We start from the raw sequence: 19,426 nt of genomic DNA, 5'->3' as shown, positions 1-19,426 counted from the left end.
CTCCCTGGGTCACATGCAGGCTTCCTGTCAGATCGGAACGCGGTGGCACGGCAGGTGCCACACCCCGATGCTGTCCAGCGAACATTGCCGCAACCTTGCCTGTCCTCGCTGCCGGCCACGCATGGACAGGTGCCAGTTACACAGGTGCATGCGATGTGTTCAGTGCTCCAGCGGTGGCGTGCTGGTCACACCCGGATGCAATGGAAACTCGACACGGATCAATGCACCACCGCCCGGCGCATCCAGAATCGTGACGTGGCCGCCGTGGCGGTCGATCACCTGGCGCACCAGGTTCAGCCCCAGGCCCGCGCCCGTCTGCCGCGGCCGCAACCGATGGAAGGGTTCGAAAACGCGTTCGCGCTGTTCGACCGGTATGCCGGCGCCGTCGTCCTCGACCTCCAGGCAGCTGCCCTGAACGCGCACGATGATCTGGCGTCCACCATGTTCGGCAGCATTCAGTATCAGGTTGGAAATTACCCGCTCCACTGCGCCGGTCTCGCCGAGCACCGGGAAATGCGATTCCACCGCGACGGCTACGGTCTTGTCCGACTGGATCAACAGCGGCGCCAGATCGGCGGCCACCCGTTTGGCCACCCGCGCCAGGTTGATGGTTTCCTTCGGCCCGTCTTCGTCCATGCGGTGCAGATCCAGCAGCTGCTCTGCCAGCGTCGCCAACCGCGCCACTTCCACGGCCAGGCTGCGCGAGGTGGCGTCGTCGGCCGCATCGACCTTCACCCTCAGAATCGCAATGGGCGTGCGCAGCTCATGCGCGGCGGCGGCGATGAAGCGGCGTTGCCGTTCGTGCCCCTCGTCCAGCCGCTCCAGTGCTTCATTCACCGCAGTCACCAACGGAGCGATCTCCACCGGCACAGCGGTTTCTGTCAGGCGGACACCGCGGCGGCTGGCGGAGATGTTGCGGGCTTCCTGGGCGATGCGCTCCACCCCGGCCAGGGCCCGTCTCACGATGATCGGTGTCAGGACGATGGTGGCCAGGCCCAGCAGCAGGAAGATCGGCAGGGTGATGATGTGTGCCGCCAGCGCCATCTGCCAGGTCAGCGTATCGGTTTCGCCATGGGCCATGATGGTCAGCTTGCCGGCCGGCCCGCTGTGCTGGCGGACCACGACGGCCAGGCCATCGCTGCGATCCCGCCCGCGCAGGTCGCCAAAGGGGATGCCATCCAGTGCGCCTACCAGCGAGGCATAGGCCGGCGGCACAGGCCCGAACGTTACGTGGTGGCCGTGCTCATCCTCGGCGATGAACCATGCACCGGGAACGATCTTCAGCAGTTCGGCCAGTTCCGGCGTGTTCTGCACGTACAGTTCGCCATTGCGGTCGCGGTGCACCGCGTCGGCAGCCACCGGCGCGAAGGTCTGGATGGTGTAGTAGCCACCGCTGTCGGCACGTATCAGCACCATCAGCAGCGCGAAGAACGCCACCAGCAACGCCAGCAGCTGATAGATCAGCGTTTTGACGATCAACGGGCGCTTCAGCGATGGACGACGCGCCATTACTTGGCTTCCCGCATCAGATAGCCGACGCCGCGGATGGCGTGTATCTCTACTCCTGCATCGGCATCGGCCAGCTTGCGGCGAAGGCGCGAGACATGCGAATCGAGCGTGTTGGAATGGATGCCGTCATCGAATCCATACACTGCCATCTCAATCGACTCGCGCAGTACGGTGCGGCCCAGCCGCCGGGCCAACGTGGCCAATACACGTATCTCACGGCGCGGCAGCTCCAGCCGTTGCCCGCCCACGCTGGCCTCGCCCGATGCCGGATCGAACACCAACCGGCCGATGCTCACCAGTTCCACCTGCATGCCGCTCGGCCGGCGCCCGGCAGCGCGGATGCGGGCGAACAGCTCTTCGAGTGCGAAGGGCTTGGCCAGATAGTCGTCCGCGCCCTCATCCAGGCCGGCGATGCGGTCCGGCAGCTGCCCCAGCGCGCTCAGCACGATGATCGGCACCCCGGGGTTGCGCTCACGCAATAGCGGAATCAATCCCAGGCCGTCGCCGTCGGGCAGGGTGCGGTCCAGCAATACCAGGTCGTGCGATCCGCAAAGGGCCGCTTCGCGGGCCAGCGCCAGCGTGTTGGCCAGATCCACCACGTAGCGCTCGCGCTGCAGGGCGGACTTCAGGGTAGCGGCCAGTTCGGCTTCGTCTTCAATCAGCAGGATGTGCATCGGCAGGGCTTGCGCAGGAAGGGGGCGTGGCGGGTCGGTTCGGCACGCGCCGGCACCGTATTACAGGAACATTGCGTGAACATGGCGTGCCTTCCCGATGTCCCGCAAGGCTGTAATGGACGCAGGAAAGCGGACGTCGGCGCAAGGTTCGCGCAATCCGGGCACTCCAGCCTTGGCGCCCTTCCGTTGATCCTCAACCCCCTGGAGTACCGATGAAGTTGTTCGTTCCGTTGTTGTTCGTGGCCGCGCTGAGTGGCTGCACCACCGCCAGGATGACCGTCACCCCCGATGGCCGGCGTGGCGTCTCCATCGACTGCAGCGGCTCCAGCTCCTGGAGTGGCTGCTACGAAAAGGCCGGGCAGATGTGCCCAGGCGGCTATGTGGTCTTCAGCAAGGATGGCGACGACGGCAACGCCATCGCGGTGGGCAACAAGAACGGCTTCACCTCCACCCAGATGGCCACCCGCTCGATGCTTGTGGCCTGCTCGCACTGATGCCGGGAGGGGAGGTGGGTAGCCACCTCCCCCTGCCATCATGGTTCGCAGCCCTGCCTCAGAAGCTGTAGGCCGCCTGCACATACACCCGTCGTGGCTCGCCGGGGAAATGCCCGTTGCGTTCGATGAAGCCACTGGCCGCGTACACCTTGTCGAACAGGTTCTTGACGTTGGCCTGGAACTGCCACTGCCTCCACGTGGTCTTCCAGCTCACGTCGAACACGGTGTAGGCCTTGACTGTCTGCCCATCCAGGCTGACGCGTTCGCCGACGTGATCGGCGCCAAAGCCGATGGCGGAGTTGATCGCCGGCAGGTCATAACGCGTCCACAATCCCAGCTTGTTGCGCGGCGCATTGGCGAATCGGTCGCCGGAGGCGTTGGTGATGCCATTCGGGCCGGCGTCCTTCACCCGCGCATCGTTGTAGGCGTAGGTCAGGTTCAGCACCCAGCGCTCGCTGAGGTCGGCCAGAAGGTCCAGCTCCATGCCGGTACTGCGTACCAGGCCCAGCGGGGCCAACTGGTTCACGCCACCAATCACCTCGCCGGTGGCCTGCACGATGTTGCTGCGGTCGATCCGGTAGGCCGCCATGTTCAAGGTCACACGATCGGCCAGCAGGAACTTCATGCCCACTTCCCACTGTTTGCTGCGTTCGGCATCGAACGGTCCGCCAGCGGCCGGGTTCTGGTTGGCGGCACTCTGCGGCACGAAACCACTGGCGACGTTGGCGTAGACATTCAGGCCCTCGCGCACGGTGAACGTGCTGCCCAGCCGCCAGCTGAGATCGTTGCCATCCACGCTGCTGCCACCCATGCGGTCCTCATCCTTGAAGCCATCCCAGCGCAGTCCGGCCAGCACATGCCAGCGTGTGCCCAGTGCCAGTTCGTCCTGCAGGTAGCCGCCATAGCGCTTGCTGCGGGTGGACGTGCTGCGCCAGGGCAGGGCCGCCAGGTTGTAGTCGTGCCAGGTACTGGCGCCGTACACGGGATTGAACAGGTCGATGCCGCGCACCGGCCCGGCACCACGCGCAAGGTCAGCGCTGTTCGCGGTCTGTGCGGTGAAATCCGCATCCAGCTGGTACACATCGGCGCCGAACAGCACCTTGTGCTCCACCGCGCCGGTGGTCACCCGCCAGACTGCACTGCCGTTGGCAGTGAATGCTTCGTTGTCGCGGATCTGGTTGCGCAGCTGGCGGGTCATCCACTCGGCCACGCCATCGCGGTCACGATCGATCAGGCCCATCGGCTCGTGGTACATCTGGTGTTCGTTGTTGCTGAACCAGCGGGCGGCGAAGTCCAGGTCCAGCGTGTCGAGCGGCGCGAAGCGATACTGCGCCAGTGCCACCTTGGCGCGCATGTCGAGAAAGTCGCTGGCCTCGTTGTGGTTCCAGCGGCGGTCGGCCAGGAACGTGCCTGCATCGTTGACCGGCACGCCGCGCAGACGGTTGCCACCAAGGTTCTGGGTGATGTCGGTGAACTGCAGCACCAGTTCGCCGGTCTGGCCGACGTCGAAGGCCAGCGAGGCATCGCCGATCACGCTCTCGCTGTCGGTGTTCCAGCGCACGCCCTTTTCATTGTCGGCATAGAGCCCGGCGCGATAGCGCACGCTGCCGGCGGCATTCAACGGCCCGGTACCCTCGATCGATCCGGCACGGAAGTCCTTGTCGCCCAGCTGGACCTCGATGCGGCGCTCGGCAGCGGCTTTGGGCTTGCGGGTCACGTAGTTGATGACACCGCCTGCATCACCCCCGCCATACAGCGCGCCTGCCGGTCCCTTCAGCACTTCCACGCGATCGATGTTGAACAGCTGCGGCACCGAGAATCCTGCATACGGATCGCCGCGCAGACCGTCATACAGCACGTTCTCCTGGCGGAAGCCGCGCAGGGTCACCCCGGCATAGCTGAAATAGCTGATGCCGCTGATGCTGCGATAGAGATCGGTTACCTGACGCGCCGCCTGGTCGTCGATCAGTTCACGCGGGATGACCTGGATCGACTGTGGGACCAGCTCCAGCGGTGTATCCGTGCGGGTGCCGACCGCGGCATCGTCCACCCGGTACAGCGTCTGTGCACGCCCGCGAACCTCGATCTTGTCCAGGTCCTTGGGCGCGGCAGTAGGGGGCTCGGTGGCATGGGCAAGGGGCGCCAAGGGCAGGGCCAGTGCCAGGTACAGGGCACGTTGCAGGGGCGTAGGAAGGGGCATTGGGGAGAGCTTATGTTTCTGCAAATGAGAAAGATTAGCATTTGCAACACTTAGAAACCTATCCCCCGAATGCGCTATGGACGCGCGCGGGGGTCCGTATATGGGGTGCCCGCCAAGGCCACCAGTACCCCGGTGGCGCCGCGCACGATCAGCTGCAGCATGGCCTCGCGCGGGTCCTTGCCCTGCAGTTGGCTTGCCAATCCTTTCTCATAGGCCGCCACCATTGACGCCAGCAGCATGGCCGCGCCCAATCGCGCTTCGGCATCATGTTCGGGCCGGCCGGCAGCGGCGGCCATCAATCGCGCCAGATCGTCAGTCAACTGCGCCTGCAGCCGTCGCGCGTGCGCGACCAGTACCGGGCTCTCCGCCACGGTGCCCCAGAAGGCGGCAGCGCCGGCATTGATGCGCAGCAGTGGATGGCCAGCCTCCAGCAACTCGCGCACGAGTGACTGGAAGGCCGCCAGCGGAGTCATTCCGCTGCGCGCCATCATGCCCTCGCGCAGCAGCGTGCGCGCCTCCTCATCGCGATCGAACACCAGGTCTTCCTTGCTGGCGAAGTAGTTGAAGACTGTCTTGCGTGAGACGCCCGCGGCTTCGGCGATCTCGGACATGGAGACGGCCTCGAAGCCCCGCCGGATGATCAGCTCGGTGGCGACGTCCGAAATCGCTTGTCGGGTCTCGGCTTTGCGCTGCTCGCGACGGCCAGGAGGCGGGGTCATGGGCGGTTCACGTGTGAAAACGTACACCGAGTGTAACATTCGGTCCGCCAGAGCGCCGACCCGGCGCTCACAAGGAATCTCCATGCTGTACGACATCGTCATTGCCGGTGCTGGCCCGGTTGGCTTGTTCCTGTCCTGCGAACTGGCCCAGGCCGGGTGTTCAGTGCTGGTGCTGGAACAGGCCGGTTCCGCTGATTCGCCGTTGAAGCGCCTGCCATTCGGGCTGCGCGGCCTGAACGCCCCCACGCTGGAGGCACTGGATCGGCGCGGCCTGTTGGACGCGGTCGCCGCGACACAGGTGCTCAAGCCCGACAAGGGCGCGCCGCCGCCCGGCACCGCCCATTGGCTGGCACAGCCGCGGGCGTTGGGCGGCCACTTCGCTGGCATTCCGTTTGCGTTGGACGACGTCGACCGTACGCGCTGGAGCTGGCGCCTGCCGACGCCAGTGGGCACGCAGATGGCGGTGGAGCTGCAGGCCCTGGAAAAGGTATTGGCCGAACGTGCGATTGCGCTGGGTGTCTGTATCGAACGCGGGCGAGCGGTAGAGGCGGTACAGGCCGGCGAGACGGAGCTGGTCATTGAGACTGCTGGCGGAGCCGTGCGCGGTCGTTGGCTGGTCGGCTGCGACGGTGGCCGCAGCACCGTGCGAAAGCAGTGTGGTTTCAGCTTCGTCGGCACCGATCCGGAATTCACCGGCCATTCGCTGCTGGTTGAACTGGAAGATCCGTCGGTGCTGACACCTGGCCGGCAGTACACCGCGCAGGGCATGTGCAATTTCAATCCGCCGGGCGTGCTGGCGCTGGCCGATTTCGACGGAGGTGCCGGTCATCGCACGCAGCTCGATCTGGACGCTGCGCAGGCCCTGCTGCGGCGTGTGTCTGCCCGCAACGTGACCATCACCGCGCTGCATCTGCACAGCACCTGGACCGATGGCGCGCGCCAGGCCAGCGCCTATCGCAACGGCCGCGTGCTGCTGGCAGGCGACGCTGCGCATGTGCATTCGCCACTGGGCGGACAGGGCCTGAATCTGGGCATTGGCGATGCGATGAACCTGGGTTGGAAACTGGCCAGGGTAGTACGCGGTGATGCCGGCGTGGCGCTGCTGGACAGCTATCACGCGGAACGGCATCCGATGGGCGCCAAAGTACTGGACTGGTCGCGCGCGCAGGTTGCATTGATGCGTCCTGGAGCCGGTTCGCGCGCGTTGGCGGCGGTGATGGCCGATCTGGCCGGTACCCGTGATGGCGCCACCTATCTGGCCGAGCGGGTATGGGGCGTGTCGCAGCAGCTCGACCTGGGCGCGGGGCATCCGTTGGTTGGCCGCAGCGCGCCTGATTTCGCGCTGACCGATGGCCGGCGCTTGGGCGAAGCACTGAGGACGGGGCAGGGCGCATTGCTGGTGTTCGATGCACGACAGCAAGGGGGCTATGGCGACGGTGAATGGCCACCCCGTCTACGCTGCGCCACGCCCCGGATGGACGACGTGCTCAGGCTGGGTGCCGCGCTGGTGCGTCCGGATGGCATCGTCGCCTGGGCCTGCGACGCGGGTGGAGACGAGGCGGGGCTAGGCCCAGCATTGCAGCGCTGGTTCGGGCCGCTGTCGACAGCATGATCCCCATGCCGAAGGCGCAGCCGATGTGGGCTGCGCCGGGTACGGTTACAGATCCTTCTTCTTGCCGCTCAGGTCGATCGGCCTGTCGCTGCCCTTGCGCTCGCTCGACCACACTTCCATGCCCTTGTTGCAGCGGCTCTCGCGGGCAGCCACTTCGCGCGGCAGGTCTTTCAGGTGTGGCGACTCCTGGCAGGCCTGATGCATGTTGCTGTCGTCATAGGTGGCACAGGCGCTGAGCGAGGCCAGGGCAACGGCGGTGAGGGAGGCGCGAAGCAGGGGCTGCGGGTTCATGGGGAGGTCTCGGGTGGTGCCGGGCTGGCCATGGAATTCAAATCTGTGACCCCGGGCGCGCGCAATCCATCCAATCACACTTGTTATTCTGTAACAGATGCGCGATAGTCCGGCGCCTGCTGATGTCAGGCGACGCAGATCATCAGCATCATGCTCAGCGCCAGCATCAGCACGAATACGCGCCGGCTCAGCGCAAGGCAGGCCAGGCAGGCGGCCAGTGCCCAGGCAGCCAGCAGCGCGCAGGCCAGCAGCCACAGCCCGATCACCATCAAGGATCCACTCGCCAGTGCGGACAGTGCGATCGCCTTGAACAGCGTCACGCCCAACACACTGCCGAGTACACCGGCCTGAAGGGCGATGGCATCGTGACGGGCAGGGGCGGGTGGGTGGTGCATGTCGGCGGCGTTCGTTCGCTGCAAGGGAGGCGCAGCCACTGTGCCCGACCGCATATCCACGCCATGTGTTTTTCGCGCACGCGATGCGCAGCCGGCGCAGGCTTCAGTCGAACTCGCCTTCGGCCGATTCCAGCCGTTGCCGGTAGGCCGCCCGATGCTGATACAGGCGCTGGCACTCGGCGGACCTGTGGATCCGGCTGGCCGGTTCGTTGGCCACGGCGTCGCACATTCTTGCGATGTGGTTGTTGGACGCCAGTTCGGTCACGAAGAACACGGCGGTGATGCCGGTACCGAGCAGCACGACGTAGAGCAGGCGGCTGAGCCAGCGCGTGCGCTTGCGCTCGAAGTGCTGCTGGAGGGTCAGGTCGAAGCGGATGATGCTGAGCACGATCCAGATGATCGCGACCAGGAAGCAGAGCGTGGGCAGCAGGCCACGCCAGAGCCCGGCCTCGTAGACCGATTCGTTGTAGTGGACGGCCGCGCCGGCACCGGCGATGGCGATGGCAAGTGCCCAGTTGCGGCCCAGCGAGAGCAGGTCGTCGAGCAGCTTCTCGCGGTTCTTGGTCGATCCTGCTGCCACGTGGCTTCCATCTCCATGCTGCGACCGGCGGCGGAACTGCCGCCGGCCCTGCAGATGGTGGAGCATCGCTGCGGTGATGAGAAGACCGCGCGGCTCAATGTGCGATGACGCGGGCGCCGATCCAGCGCCGGTAGCGGCGGGTCCGACACTTTGCGGCCGCCTGTGCCAGCAGCAGTGCCCATGCCGGTGAGATACCGGGCGCGGTGGGGCGGCGCCGGCTCAACCGACCCAGCTGATACTTCACTGCGGCCATGTGCGCGCTGGCCGCCAGCGGCTTGCTGCGCCAGTTGATCTTGCGCAGTGTCGGCACCGGGTCGCGGCCTTGTTGCCAGTGCTGCGGCAGATCCGGCTCGATCGCCAGCGCGGTGGCGATGCCGACCATGGCCACGCCGCTGGCCAGCACCTGTTCTGCCACTTCGCGGCGGCGGATGCCGCCGGTGACCATCAGTGGCATCGTCGCCACCGTGGCGATCTCGCGTGCGAATTCGAGGAAGTACGCTTCGCGGGCCACGTTGCGTTCGTCGCGTGCGGCGCCGGTCATGGCCGGTGCTTCATAGCTGCCGCCGGACAGTTCGACCAGATCCACGCCGAGGGGCGCCAGCATCTCCACCACGGCGCGCGCGTCCTCGGGCGAGAAACCGCCGCGCTGGAAGTCGGCGGAGTTGAGCTTCACCGCCACCACGAAGGTGGGCGCCACGGCCGCGCGCACACCCTGCACGATCTCCAGCAGCAGGCGCGCACGGTTGTCCAGGCTGCCGCCCCAGCGATCCTCGCGACGGTTCGACAGCGGCGACAGGAACTGGCTGAGCAGGTAGCCGTGCGCGGCATGGATCTCCACCCCGCTGAAACCGGCGCGCTCGGCCAGCTCGGCACTGCGGATGAAGCGCGCGATCACCGCGTCGATGTCGTCCTCGGTCATCGCCTTCGGCGGTGCGAACTGCTTGGACAGCGCGCCCATCTGCAAAGCAACGGCTGACGGCGCGAGCGCGGGTTGGCCGAGTGCGGCAGGCATCTGCCGCCCCGGGTGATTGATCTGCATCCACATCTGCGCGCCCCGCGAGCGGGCAGTGTCCGCCCAGGCGGTGAAGCGGTCGAGGTGACGGTCGTCTTCCAGTACCACGCCGCCCGGCCCGGTCATGGCGCGCCCATCAACCATCACGTTGCCGGTGATGATCAGTCCGGCGCCACCGTCGGCCCAGCGCTGGTACAACTGCAGCAGCGCCTCGGAGGGGGCGTGGTCGGCGTCTGCCATGTTTTCCTCCATAGCCGCCTTGGCGATGCGGTTGCGGATGACGGCACCGGAGGGTAGTGCCAAGGGCGAGAACAGCGGCATCGGACAGCTCCAGGACAGGGGAATGGCGCTACGCTAACCTTCAAGTTTGATTGAAGGTCAACAGGTTCCGATGTCGAGGATTCAGGCAGATGAAGATCGGTGAGCTGGCCCGGCGCACGGGCCTGGTGGCGTCGCGCATCCGCTTCTACGAAGAGGCCGGGTTGCTGGTGGTCCAGCGGCAGGCTAACGGCTACCGCGACTACCCGGAGCAGGCGGTGCTGTTGCTGGAGCTGATTACCGGTGCACAGCGCGCCGGCTTCAGCCTGGAGGAGATACGCACCCTGCTGCCGCCAGACATGGGCCAGTGGCAGCACGACGCATTGATCACGATGCTGCAGCAGAAGGTGGCCGACATCGAGGCGCTGCAGTTGCGGCTGGCACAGAGCCGGGCCCATCTGCTGGCCCTGATCGAGGACATCCAGGCACGGCCGGAGGGCATCGACTGCGCGGCCAACTCGCGGCGGGTGCTGGACCGCGTACAGCGCGGTGAGTTGGCGCGACCGACGTTGGCGGCCGGCGATACAGCGTTGCTGCGGCCGGATCGCCGCCGCCGCGCGGGCAGCAGCTGACGATCCGGCGCGAAGGTCAGCGGCTGCCCGCGCCGGCTGCTTTGCGCTTCCTGTCCAGCATCACCGCCACGCACCACAGCAGCAGGCCGCCGATCGCGGTGGCCGCACCGACATAGCCGGTGCTGGCCGGGCTGAAGCCGGCGCTGATCGCCATGCCGCCCAGCCACGGGCCGAGCGCATTGGCGGTATTGAAAGCGGCGTGGTTGGAGGCGGCGGCCAGTGTCTGTGCTTCGCCGGCCACGTCCATCAGGCGTGTCTGCAGCACCGCCGCCAGCGCGCCCATGGTGCCGACGGTGATGATCATCGGGCCGATGGTCCACACCGATTGCGCGGCCAGCGGATAGAGCAGCAGCATCACGATCGACCACAGCAGCACCACCGCGGCGGCCTTGAAGTGGAACTTGTCCACCAGCCAGCCACCGGCGATGTTGCCGATGATCGCGCCGATGCCGAATACGCCCACCGCCAGCGGCATCCACGATTCGGCCACGCCGGTGACCTGCACCAGGGTCGGCGCCAGGTAGGTGAACACGCAGAACATGCCGGCGAAGCCAACGGCGCCGATTGCCAGCGCCAGCCACACCTGGGTGGTGTTGAAGGCACGCAGTTCGCGCATCGGCGAAGTGCGTACTTCGTCCGGGTCCGGCAGCAGGAAGCGCGCGATCATCGTCACGGTGGCGATGGCCAGCAGGCTGACCAGGGCAAAGGCGGTGCGCCAGCTCAGCTGCTGGCCCAGCCAGGTGGTCAGCGGATTGCCGACCAGGATCGCAATCGACAGGCCCAGCAGCACCCGCGACATCGCCTGGCCGCGCTGGCCGGCCGGGCTGATCGCCGCCGCCACCAGCATCGCCACGCCGAAGTAGGCGCCATGCGGCAGGCCCGCGACGAAACGCGCGATCAGCATCGTGCCGTAGTTCGGTGCCAGTGCGCTGGCCAGGTTGCCGACAGCATAGAAGCCCATCAGCGCCAGCAGCAGCTTGCGGCGCGGGAAGCTGGCGCCGACGAAGGCGAGGATCGGCGCACCGACCACCACGCCGATGGCGTAGGCGCTGATCAGGTGGCCGACCTGGGTTTCGGAGATCGACAGGCCGCGGCTGATCTCCAGCATCAGGCCCATGCTGGCAAATTCACTGGTGCCGATGGCGAAGCCGCCCAGGGACAGGGCAAGAATGATCAAGGTGCGCTGACGGGGCGTCAGCCGCGCAGCCAGGGAAGAGTTGGGGCTCATGCGGGGGCGCGATGGGGGCGGGGAGCCGGGCATTGTACTGCTGCACCGCAACAGCAGCAGCCACGCCGGGGGTAAATCAGTGTTTGATCGATGGGATTGCGGCACGCCGGGCATGGGCTCGGTGCTGCAGCGCGTGCGGCCCCCTGTTGCCGGCCTCCTGCATGTGATGACGACACGGCGGTCGGCATGATGGGCGTGCAGGGGCTGTGGAGTGCTGGAACAAGGAGGATGTCGATGCAGGAGTTCAGGCATGTGCTGGAGACGCGTGGCCGCTATCAGCTGGTAGCGGTGTCCTACGCGCCGGTGTACGCTCCGGGCGATGTGGTCGGCCATGCGGTCGTCGCCGACGATGGGGATCGTCTGACCGACCTGGTATCACTGGCCGAAGCGCGCCAACTGCTGTTGCAACGGGTGCGTGAAGAGGGCGAAGAGCCCGGGCTGGAGAACGAAAACCACCTGCGGAAGAAGGCGTCGCGCTGGCGCCGCCGCTAGGCCGTCGCGCCCTTGTGCGCATCATGGAGGATTCGGGTGTTGCCCAGTAAGAAGTATCTGCTCATCGCCATCATCACGCTGGCGACCCTGCTGCTTGGTTTCGTGTTTTCCGGCTACCTGACGTTGTTTTTCCTGGGTCTGGATACCAAGCTGTTCACCTGGAACACCTATTACCAGTACTTCAATGCGCTGGACCAGCCACAGGTCGCGCCCTTCGTGGGCAAGATCAAATGGGCTGGCTACGTGGGCTTCGGTCTGCCGCTGCTGGCCCTGCTGGTGACCGGCCTGGTGCTGCTGCTGAAGAAGGACAAGCGCTCGCTGCATGGCGACGCGCGTTTCGCCACCGGCGCCGACCTGTCCAAGCACGGCATGTTCAAGAAGACCGGCCAGAGCATCGTGGTCGGCAGCCATGGCGGCAAGCTGGTGCGGCTGGACGGCCAGCAGTTCGTGATCCTTGCGGCACCCACCCGTTCAGGCAAGGGCGTGGGCGTGGTCATTCCGAACCTGCTGGAGTACGGCGAATCGCTGGTGGTGCTGGACATCAAGCAGGAGAACTTCGACCTGACCAGTGGCTGGCGCGCCAGCCAGGGCCAGGAGATCTACCTGTTCAATCCCTTCGCCGAAGATCGGCGCACGCACCGCTGGAACCCGCTCAGCTATGTGTCCGATGATCCGGCGTTCCGGGTTTCGGACCTGATGAGCATTGCCGCGATGCTGTATCCGGATGGGGCCGAGGACCAGAAATTCTGGGTCAGCCAGGCGCGCAATGCGTTCATGGCCTTCACCCTGTATCTGTTCGAGAACTGGGATGACGAGCGCAGCAGCGGTTTTCCGGGCAGCTCCGGCACGCCGACGCTGGGCGCTGTCTACCGGTTGTCATCGGGCGACGGCACCGATCTGAAAAAGTACCTCAAGGCCTTGTCGGAGCGGTCGTTCCTCAGTGGCAACGCACGTTCGGCATTCGCCAACATGCTGTCCCAGGCCGATGAGACCTTCGCCTCGATCCTGGGCACCTTCAAGGAGCCGCTCAATCCCTGGATCAACCCGGTGCTGGACAAGGCCACCAGCAGCAACGACTTCCTGCTTACCGACGTGCGCAGGAAGAAGATGACCATCTACATCGGCATCCAGCCGAACAAGCTGGCCGAGAGCCGGCTGATCATCAACCTGTTCTTCAGCCAGCTGATCAACCTCAACACCAAGGAACTGCCCAAGTCCAACCCGGACCTGAAGTACCAGTGCCTGTTGCTGATGGACGAATTCACCTCGATCGGCAAGGTCGAGATCATCGCCTCGGCGGTGTCCTACATGGCCGGTTACAACATCCGCCTGCTGCCGATCATCCAGAGCATGTCCCAGCTTGATGCCACCTACGGACGGGAAGTGTCACGCACGATCATCACCAACCACGCGCTGCAGATCCTGTACGCGCCGCGCGAGCAGCAGGACGCCAACGACTACTCGGACATGCTGGGCTACACCACCATCCGCAAGAAGAACGTCACCCATGCCCGCGAGAAGACCCACAACTTCACCGAGGAGCGGCGCGCACTGATGCTGCCTCAGGAGCTGAAGGCGATGGGGCCGGACAAGGAAGTATTCCTCTACGAGGGCATACCGCATCCGGTGAAGTGCGACAAGATCCGCTATTACAAGGATCGCTATTTCACGTCGAGGCTGCTGCCGAAGGTCGACGTTCCGATGCTTAACGTCTAATTCACGTCGCTAAATTTGTGACGTGGATTCATATTCACTAACGTGAAACCGTGAACTTAGTCAAAAATTCGGCATCTGTTCATAGATTTTCAGACTTGTCTGACATGGAATTGACGCGTGGTTGTGTAACTCTGTGTTCGTCATCCAGAAGTGTGTGCTGGATGGCAAAAGTTGTAATGCAGGGTGGCCAGGAGTTTGTGCCATGGAAACAAGGATGGTTTCGACGTTGGTGAGGGTGTGCGGGTGTGTCGTCGGCAACGTCTGGCGGCCCCGCGACCTGGTTGGCAGCTTTCGGGCTGCAGGGGAGCCGGGGCAGGTGTGCTGCATGCCAGCGCGTCTCCCCGATTCCGGCGTGCGCCATGCAGCGCCGGACGACCAGGGAACCAACGTTCGGGACTGCTTTTTCGTACGTCAAAGTGAAGCCCGTATGAATCAGGCGTTTATCGCGAAAATCTCCATCGCCGCAGTCGCGGCGCTGATGGTGGCAGGGTGTGCCACCAAGTCCGCCCCCGATTTCGGTGGGCGCTGGAAGCCGGTCAACCGCTTTGCTGTGGCGACGACCGAGATCCCGCTGTACTCCAGCTACGTCTACCAGGCTTCGCCGATGGATGGCACGCTCAAAGCCATGCTCGAGCGCTGGGCCAAGGATTCAGGCCGGACGCTGGATTACCGCCTCAATTCGGACTTCACGCTGTATGGCGCGGTCTCGAAGATCGATACCACCAACGCGCAGCAGGCCGTGATCGATCTGACTTCGGCGTATTCGGCGCAAGGCATCTCCGTCTCCATTGTTGGCAACCAGATCGTTGTGCAGAGCGCTGGCTCGACGCCCACCGCGTCGGCGCAGGGCGCTGATTCCAACAGCGGCACCTGAGTCCACCTCGAAACCATCGAACGTGCTGCTCCCCGCGCCTGTCGCAGGGGCTCCATGCCCATTGATGTTTCAGCAGTACGGAAGAATCCATGTTCCGCAAGAAGGATCCCGGCAACAGTCCCAAGGTCGAGCAGTCGGTCGCCAAGGCGGTCAGCTACGAGATCACCGTGGCCGATATGGCGCGTCGCAGCGAGCGGCGCGCGTGGTGGGTCGCCACAGGCTCGTTGCTGATGTCGCTCGCACTGGCGGGCGGCTACTACTACATGCTGCCGCTGAAGGAGAAGGTGCCGTTCCTGGTGATGGCCGATGCCTACACGGGTACCGCGACCGTCGCGCGCCTGAGTGGCACCTTCCAGGGCGAGACGATCACCAGCAACGAAGCGATCAATCGCAGCAACGTGGCCCAGTACGTGCTGGCACGTGAATCGTACGACTCGGCGGTAATGGGCCTGCGCGACTGGGAGCTGGTGTTCGTGATGTCCACCGATCCGGTGGCGCAGTCCATGCGCGTCCGCTATGCCGGCAACAATCCGCAGAACCCGTTCGTGATGTATGGCCGCGAGCGTGCCATCCGGGTCAAGATCCTCAGCATCACGCCGCTGGGCGCCGAACCGAACGGCAGCTTCCGCGGTGCGTCGGTGCGCATCCAGCGCAGCCTGCTGGACAAGCGCACTGGCGTTGCCACCTACCTGGACAATCAGCTGGTGACGATGCGCTTCGGCTACAACCAGAACCTCGCGCTGTCCGAGCAGGATCGTATCCTCAATCCGCTGGCCTTCCAGGTCACCGAGTATCGCGTCGACAACGACTATTCCCGTGGCGTCCCAGTGCCGGATGACGGCGCCATGCAGGCGCAGGCGCAGCAGGCCGCACAGGCCGCGCAGCAGGCACAGGGCGTCTACGATCCGAACAATCCGGCTGCGGCCACGATGATCGATCCTGCCACCGGCCAACCGGTTGCGGCTCCGGTCAACGGCCAGGTGCCGGGCCAGCCGATGCCGGGCCAGCCCGTACCGGGTCAACCCATGCCGGGTCAGCCGGTGCAGGGGCAAGTAACGCCGGGGCAAGCCATGCCCGGACAGCCGGCCATGAGGCCGGCGCAGAACAATTCCACCGGAACTGCTGATGGAGCAAGCAACCGATGAGTAGTCGAAATATCAGGGGAAGCGCGCTGGCGCTGCTGTCGATGTTGTCGCTGTTGTTTTCAGCAGCGGCGATGGCGCAGGCGGTGGACCACTACGAGTACGAGAAGGACCGCATCTATCCGGTTCGCACCGGCCTGGGCCTGACCACCCAGATCGAGTTGAGCCCGAACGAGAAGATCCTCGACTACAGCACCGGCTTCAGCAGTGGCTGGGAGCTGACGCGCCGCGAGAACGTGTTCTATCTCAAGCCGAAGAACGTCGACGTCGACACCAACATGATGGTGCGCACCGAGACCCATTCCTACATCTTCGAACTGAAAGTGGTGGCCACCGACTGGCGCCAGCTGGAACAGGCCCGCCGGGCAGGCGTGCAGTACAAGATCGCCTTCGTCTATCCGAACGACACCGTGTTCGGCGTCGCCCAGGAAGCGGTCGAGGAAGAGGCCAAGCCGCTGTTGAGCTCTGAGCTGGCCAAGGATCGCCAGTACAACTTCAACTACTCCTATTCGACCAGCAGGGCGAAGAAGATGGGCTGGCTGATCCCGGTCAACGCCTACGACGACAGCCGCTTCACCTACCTGAAGCTACCGAACTCGCCGGAGTACAAGACCGGCATCTTCCCGGCCGTGTTCGGTCGTGAAACGGAATACGGTGAAGACTTCGTGGTCAACACCACGGTTGAAGGCAATACGCTGATCGTGCACGGGACCTACCCGTACCTGGTCATCCGCCACGGCGACTTCGTCGTCGGCCTGCGAAGGAACGTGAAGAAATGAGCCAGCAGAACACTCCCGGAAACGACCCGAACAACGGACGCGACGAGAGCCAGAGCCCCTATGGTGCACAAGGTGCCCCGGACGCGCAGTCGAACCCGTACTTCGGCACCACCCAGGCCGAGCCTGCGCCGGATCTGGATGCGGCCGCGCCGCAGCTGCGCTCGGCCGAAGAGCAGCGGCTGAACCGCAAGGCGCTGCTGTTCCTGGGCGGTATCGTGGTGCTGCTGGTGGCGATGGGCTTCCTGTTGTTCCGCAAGGGCCAGGACAAGGACGATACGCCGAAGGTGCCGGATGTCGCGCGCGCGAGCACGCCAACGCTGCCGGATTCTGTCCAGACCGATCCGGGTCCGGCCCAGGCGATGCAGCCGGTTGACCCGATTCCGATGTTGCCGCCGCCTTCGGAGCCGACCCGTGCGGAACCTGCGTTCAACATGAGCGAGCGTGAAGCACCGCGCGGTCCGACGCTCGCTGAGCGCCGGATGGGGGCATCGGGGAATGGTTTCGTTGGCGCCGGCGACGGCACTGGCAGCGAAGGGCAGGGAGGGCAGGAAGACGAGTTGACCCGCACGCTGCGCCTGCAGGCCCAGATGATGGGCGGCCAGCAGAATGCAGCGCCCGCGCGCGTGCGCCGTGGCCCCGACGTGGATGACGTGTCCAATGCCAGCTACATCCGCAGCCCCGATGCGCTGCTGGTGCGTGGCACCTATCTGCGCTGTGTGCTGGAAACCCGCATCATCACCGACATCGCGGGCTACACCTCGTGCCTGGTGACAGAGCCGGTGTACTCGATCAACGGCCGTAATCTGCTGCTGCCGAAGGGCTCCAAGATCTATGGTGCCTACGGCGGTGGTCCCACCGGCAAGCGGGTGGAAGTGATCTGGGACCGCATCACCACTCCGAATGGCATCGACGTGGCGATGTCCAGCCCGGGCGTTGATCAGTTGGGTGGCGCAGGCCATCCGGGCCAGTACAGCGCTCACTGGGGTAGCCGTATCGCCTCGGCGCTGATGATCAGCCTGTTGGCCGACGCGTTCAAGTACGCCGCCGCCGAACATGGCCCGGAAACCACCACGGTGGCCAACAACGGCATGACCATCCAGTCGCCTTATGAGAGCGCCACGGCGCGCACCATGGAGCGCTTGGCCAACGAGTCGCTCAGCCAGCGTCGCCCGCCGACCGTGACCATCAACCAAGGCACCATCGTGAATGTGTACGTCGCCAAGGACGTCGACTTCACGAGCGTGCTGCACCCCCGCCGGTAACCCAACGAACGATCATGGACGCTGAAGTGTCACCCCTCGCCCTCGTCTCCAGCGATTTCCTGCGCTATCAGTACGAAGTGCTGGGCATCGCCGAGTACATGACTTCCCCGGAAGTGACGGAAATCTGCATCAACCGTCCCGGTGAGCTGTACCTGGAAACCCGGGCGGGGTGGCAGCGGGTGGATGTGCCGGGCCTGACCTTCGAGCGGGCCCGGCAGTTCTGCACGGCTGTGGTGAACGAGAGCAACACCGGCCAGCGCATCACCGATGCCGATCCGGTCGTGTCGCTCACGTTCCCCACCGGCCAGCGTGCGCAGTTCGTGATTCCGCCGGCGTGTGACGCTGGGAAGGTGTCGATCACCATCCGTTTGCCGTCCAAGCACACCAAGTCGCTCAGCCAGTATCACGAAGACGGCTTCTTCAATCAGATCCTGGAAAGCGATGGCAGCATCAGCGAGCAGGATCGAGAGTTGCTGGAACTGCGCCAGCAGCGCGAGTACGCCGAGTTCTTCCGGCGCGCGGTGATGTACCGCAAGAACATCGTGGTATCCGGTGCGACGGGTAGCGGCAAGACCACATTCATGAAAGCGCTGGTCAATCATATCCCCGACAACGAACGCCTGGTCACGATCGAGGACGCACGCGAGCTGTTTCTGACCCAACCCAATGTGGTGCACCTGCTGTACTCCAAGGGTGGGCAGAGCACCAGCAACGTCAGCGCAAAGAGCTGCATGGAAGCCTGCCTGCGCATGAAGCCCGAACGCATCATCCTTGCCGAGCTGCGCGGTGACGAGGCGTTCTACTTCATCCGCAACTGCGCATCGGGCCACCCGGGTTCGATCACCAGCTGCCATGCGGGCAGTCCGGAGCAGACCTGGGACCAGTTGGCCCTCATGGTGAAGGCCTCCACCGAAGGTTCGGGCCTGGAATTCAACGTGATCAAGCGACTGTTGATGATGACCATCGACATCGTTGTGCATATCAAGGCGCATGCCGGTTCGCGCTACATCACCGGCATCGACTTCAATCCTGGGCGTGCCCAGGGGCAGGAGGGCTGAAGGATGCTGCCAGGACTGGAAATGATGGCGTGCCCGGAGATGGCCGTATCGATGGACGTGATGCAACATGTCATCAACGTGGAATCGTCGCGCAATCCCTACGCCATCGGCGTGGTCGGCGGAGCGCTTGTGCGCCAGCCCAAGGCATTGGACGAAGCGCTGGCGACGGTGCGCATGCTGGAAGAGAAGGGCTACAACTTTTCCATCGGGCTGGCCCAGGTCAACCGCTACAACCTCGGCAAGTACGGCCTGGATTCCTACGAGAAGGCCTTCCAGCAGTGCCCGAACCTGCAGGCGGGCTCGCGTATCCTGGCCGAGTGCTACAAGCGCTCCGGTGGTGACTGGGGCAAGTCGTTCAGCTGCTACTACTCGGGCAATTTCGAGACCGGTTTCCGTCACGGCTACGTGCAGAAGGTCTATGACTCGATGCGCCGCGGGCAGCAGCTTGCCAGCAATGGGGCTGTGCCGATCGACGTGGTCAGCCGTGGCGAACGCCGCA

The 19,426-nt window shown here is 64.9% G+C and carries 19 protein-coding genes and 1 pseudogene; 11 read left to right on the top strand and 9 right to left on the bottom strand.

Features of this window, described 5'->3' with window-relative positions:
- Positions 1-159: 159 nt before the first annotated feature.
- Positions 160-1,509, bottom strand: coding sequence for a HAMP domain-containing sensor histidine kinase (locus N5D20_RS22090; RefSeq protein WP_197578490.1), 1,350 nt, complete (start codon positions 1,507-1,509; stop codon positions 160-162).
- A complete protein-coding gene (locus tag N5D20_RS22085) occupies positions 1,509-2,183 on the bottom strand; it encodes a response regulator transcription factor (protein WP_049436683.1) in 675 nt (224 codons plus the stop codon). The genes N5D20_RS22090 and N5D20_RS22085 overlap by 1 nt, the downstream gene beginning before the upstream one ends.
- Positions 2,184-2,395: 212 nt before the next feature.
- On the opposite strand from N5D20_RS22085, the gene N5D20_RS22080 reads away from it, so the two are divergent.
- Positions 2,396-2,677 carry a hypothetical protein gene (locus N5D20_RS22080; protein WP_010484816.1) on the top strand — a complete coding sequence of 94 codons (282 nt, stop codon included), beginning with the start codon at positions 2,396-2,398 and terminating at the stop codon, positions 2,675-2,677.
- A gap of 58 nt (positions 2,678-2,735) precedes the next feature.
- Here the strand turns inward: N5D20_RS22080 and N5D20_RS22075 are convergent, their stop codons facing one another.
- On the bottom strand, positions 2,736-4,877 hold the full coding sequence (locus tag N5D20_RS22075; RefSeq protein ID WP_197578489.1) for a TonB-dependent receptor: 2,142 nt from the start codon (positions 4,875-4,877) through the stop codon (positions 2,736-2,738).
- A 74-nt stretch (positions 4,878-4,951) separates the two neighbouring features.
- A complete protein-coding gene (locus N5D20_RS22070; RefSeq protein ID WP_197578488.1) occupies positions 4,952-5,596 on the bottom strand; it encodes a TetR/AcrR family transcriptional regulator in 645 nt (214 codons plus the stop codon).
- 82 nt (positions 5,597-5,678) lie between these two features.
- On the opposite strand from N5D20_RS22070, the gene N5D20_RS22065 reads away from it, so the two are divergent.
- Positions 5,679-7,208 carry an FAD-dependent monooxygenase gene (locus tag N5D20_RS22065; RefSeq protein ID WP_197578487.1) on the top strand — a complete coding sequence of 510 codons (1,530 nt, stop codon included), beginning with the start codon at positions 5,679-5,681 and terminating at the stop codon, positions 7,206-7,208.
- A 45-nt stretch (positions 7,209-7,253) separates the two neighbouring features.
- On the opposite strand, the gene N5D20_RS22060 is transcribed toward N5D20_RS22065, so the two are convergent.
- The 4 genes from N5D20_RS22060 to N5D20_RS22045 form a co-directional block, all read right to left on the bottom strand.
- The gene (locus N5D20_RS22060; protein ID WP_197578486.1) at positions 7,254-7,499 is read right to left on the bottom strand and encodes a hypothetical protein; all 246 of its coding nucleotides are present in this window, start codon (positions 7,497-7,499) and stop codon (positions 7,254-7,256) included.
- Positions 7,500-7,624: 125 nt separating this feature from the next.
- Complete coding sequence (locus N5D20_RS22055; RefSeq protein ID WP_010484830.1) at positions 7,625-7,894, bottom strand: hypothetical protein; 270 nt, start codon at positions 7,892-7,894, stop codon at positions 7,625-7,627.
- 103 nt (positions 7,895-7,997) lie between these two features.
- Positions 7,998-8,474: a hypothetical protein gene (locus N5D20_RS22050; protein ID WP_197578485.1), complete on the bottom strand. Its 477-nt coding sequence runs from the start codon at positions 8,472-8,474 to the stop codon at positions 7,998-8,000.
- Positions 8,475-8,568: 94 nt separating this feature from the next.
- Complete coding sequence (locus tag N5D20_RS22045) at positions 8,569-9,807, bottom strand: NADH:flavin oxidoreductase/NADH oxidase family protein (protein ID WP_197578484.1); 1,239 nt, start codon at positions 9,805-9,807, stop codon at positions 8,569-8,571.
- An 89-nt stretch (positions 9,808-9,896) separates the two neighbouring features.
- Here N5D20_RS22045 and N5D20_RS22040 point away from each other — a divergent pair, with 89 nt between their 5' ends.
- On the top strand, positions 9,897-10,376 hold the full coding sequence (locus tag N5D20_RS22040; protein ID WP_197578483.1) for a MerR family transcriptional regulator: 480 nt from the start codon (positions 9,897-9,899) through the stop codon (positions 10,374-10,376).
- A 16-nt stretch (positions 10,377-10,392) separates the two neighbouring features.
- On the opposite strand, the gene N5D20_RS22035 is transcribed toward N5D20_RS22040, so the two are convergent.
- Complete coding sequence (locus N5D20_RS22035; RefSeq protein ID WP_197578482.1) at positions 10,393-11,604, bottom strand: MFS transporter; 1,212 nt, start codon at positions 11,602-11,604, stop codon at positions 10,393-10,395.
- Between the two features lie 234 nt (positions 11,605-11,838).
- Between N5D20_RS22035 and N5D20_RS22030 the strand changes: the two genes are divergently transcribed.
- The 8 genes and pseudogenes from N5D20_RS22030 to N5D20_RS24745 form a co-directional block, all read left to right on the top strand.
- A complete protein-coding gene (locus tag N5D20_RS22030; protein ID WP_029379975.1) occupies positions 11,839-12,096 on the top strand; it encodes a hypothetical protein in 258 nt (85 codons plus the stop codon).
- 36 nt (positions 12,097-12,132) lie between these two features.
- Positions 12,133-13,812 (top strand): type IV secretory system conjugative DNA transfer family protein, encoded by a 1,680-nt coding sequence (locus N5D20_RS22025; protein ID WP_197578481.1) that lies wholly within the window; start codon positions 12,133-12,135, stop codon positions 13,810-13,812.
- Between the two features lie 427 nt (positions 13,813-14,239).
- Positions 14,240-14,686 (top strand): hypothetical protein, encoded by a 447-nt coding sequence (locus N5D20_RS22020; protein ID WP_010484845.1) that lies wholly within the window; start codon positions 14,240-14,242, stop codon positions 14,684-14,686.
- A gap of 89 nt (positions 14,687-14,775) precedes the next feature.
- Complete coding sequence (locus tag N5D20_RS22015; protein WP_197578480.1) at positions 14,776-15,831, top strand: type IV secretion system protein; 1,056 nt, start codon at positions 14,776-14,778, stop codon at positions 15,829-15,831.
- Positions 15,828-16,607 (top strand): TrbG/VirB9 family P-type conjugative transfer protein, encoded by a 780-nt coding sequence (locus N5D20_RS22010; protein WP_019338166.1) that lies wholly within the window; start codon positions 15,828-15,830, stop codon positions 16,605-16,607. Before N5D20_RS22015 ends, N5D20_RS22010 begins: the two co-directional genes overlap by 4 nt.
- Positions 16,604-17,869 (top strand): TrbI/VirB10 family protein, encoded by a 1,266-nt coding sequence (locus tag N5D20_RS22005; RefSeq protein ID WP_197578479.1) that lies wholly within the window; start codon positions 16,604-16,606, stop codon positions 17,867-17,869. The genes N5D20_RS22010 and N5D20_RS22005 overlap by 4 nt, the downstream gene beginning before the upstream one ends.
- Positions 17,870-17,883: 14 nt before the next feature.
- A complete protein-coding gene (virB11, locus tag N5D20_RS22000; RefSeq protein WP_049398229.1) occupies positions 17,884-18,927 on the top strand; it encodes a P-type DNA transfer ATPase VirB11 in 1,044 nt (347 codons plus the stop codon).
- 15 nt (positions 18,928-18,942) lie between these two features.
- A pseudogene (locus tag N5D20_RS24745) lies at positions 18,943-19,407 on the top strand (lytic transglycosylase domain-containing protein); the annotation flags it as partial.
- Positions 19,408-19,426 lie beyond the last annotated feature (19 nt).

It is taken from the genome of Stenotrophomonas sp. GD03877 (assembly GCF_029840555.1).
In the GTDB taxonomy this organism is placed as follows: Bacteria; Pseudomonadota; Gammaproteobacteria; order Xanthomonadales; family Xanthomonadaceae; genus Stenotrophomonas; species Stenotrophomonas geniculata.
This window is presented reverse-complemented; position numbering and strand designations above follow the sequence as displayed.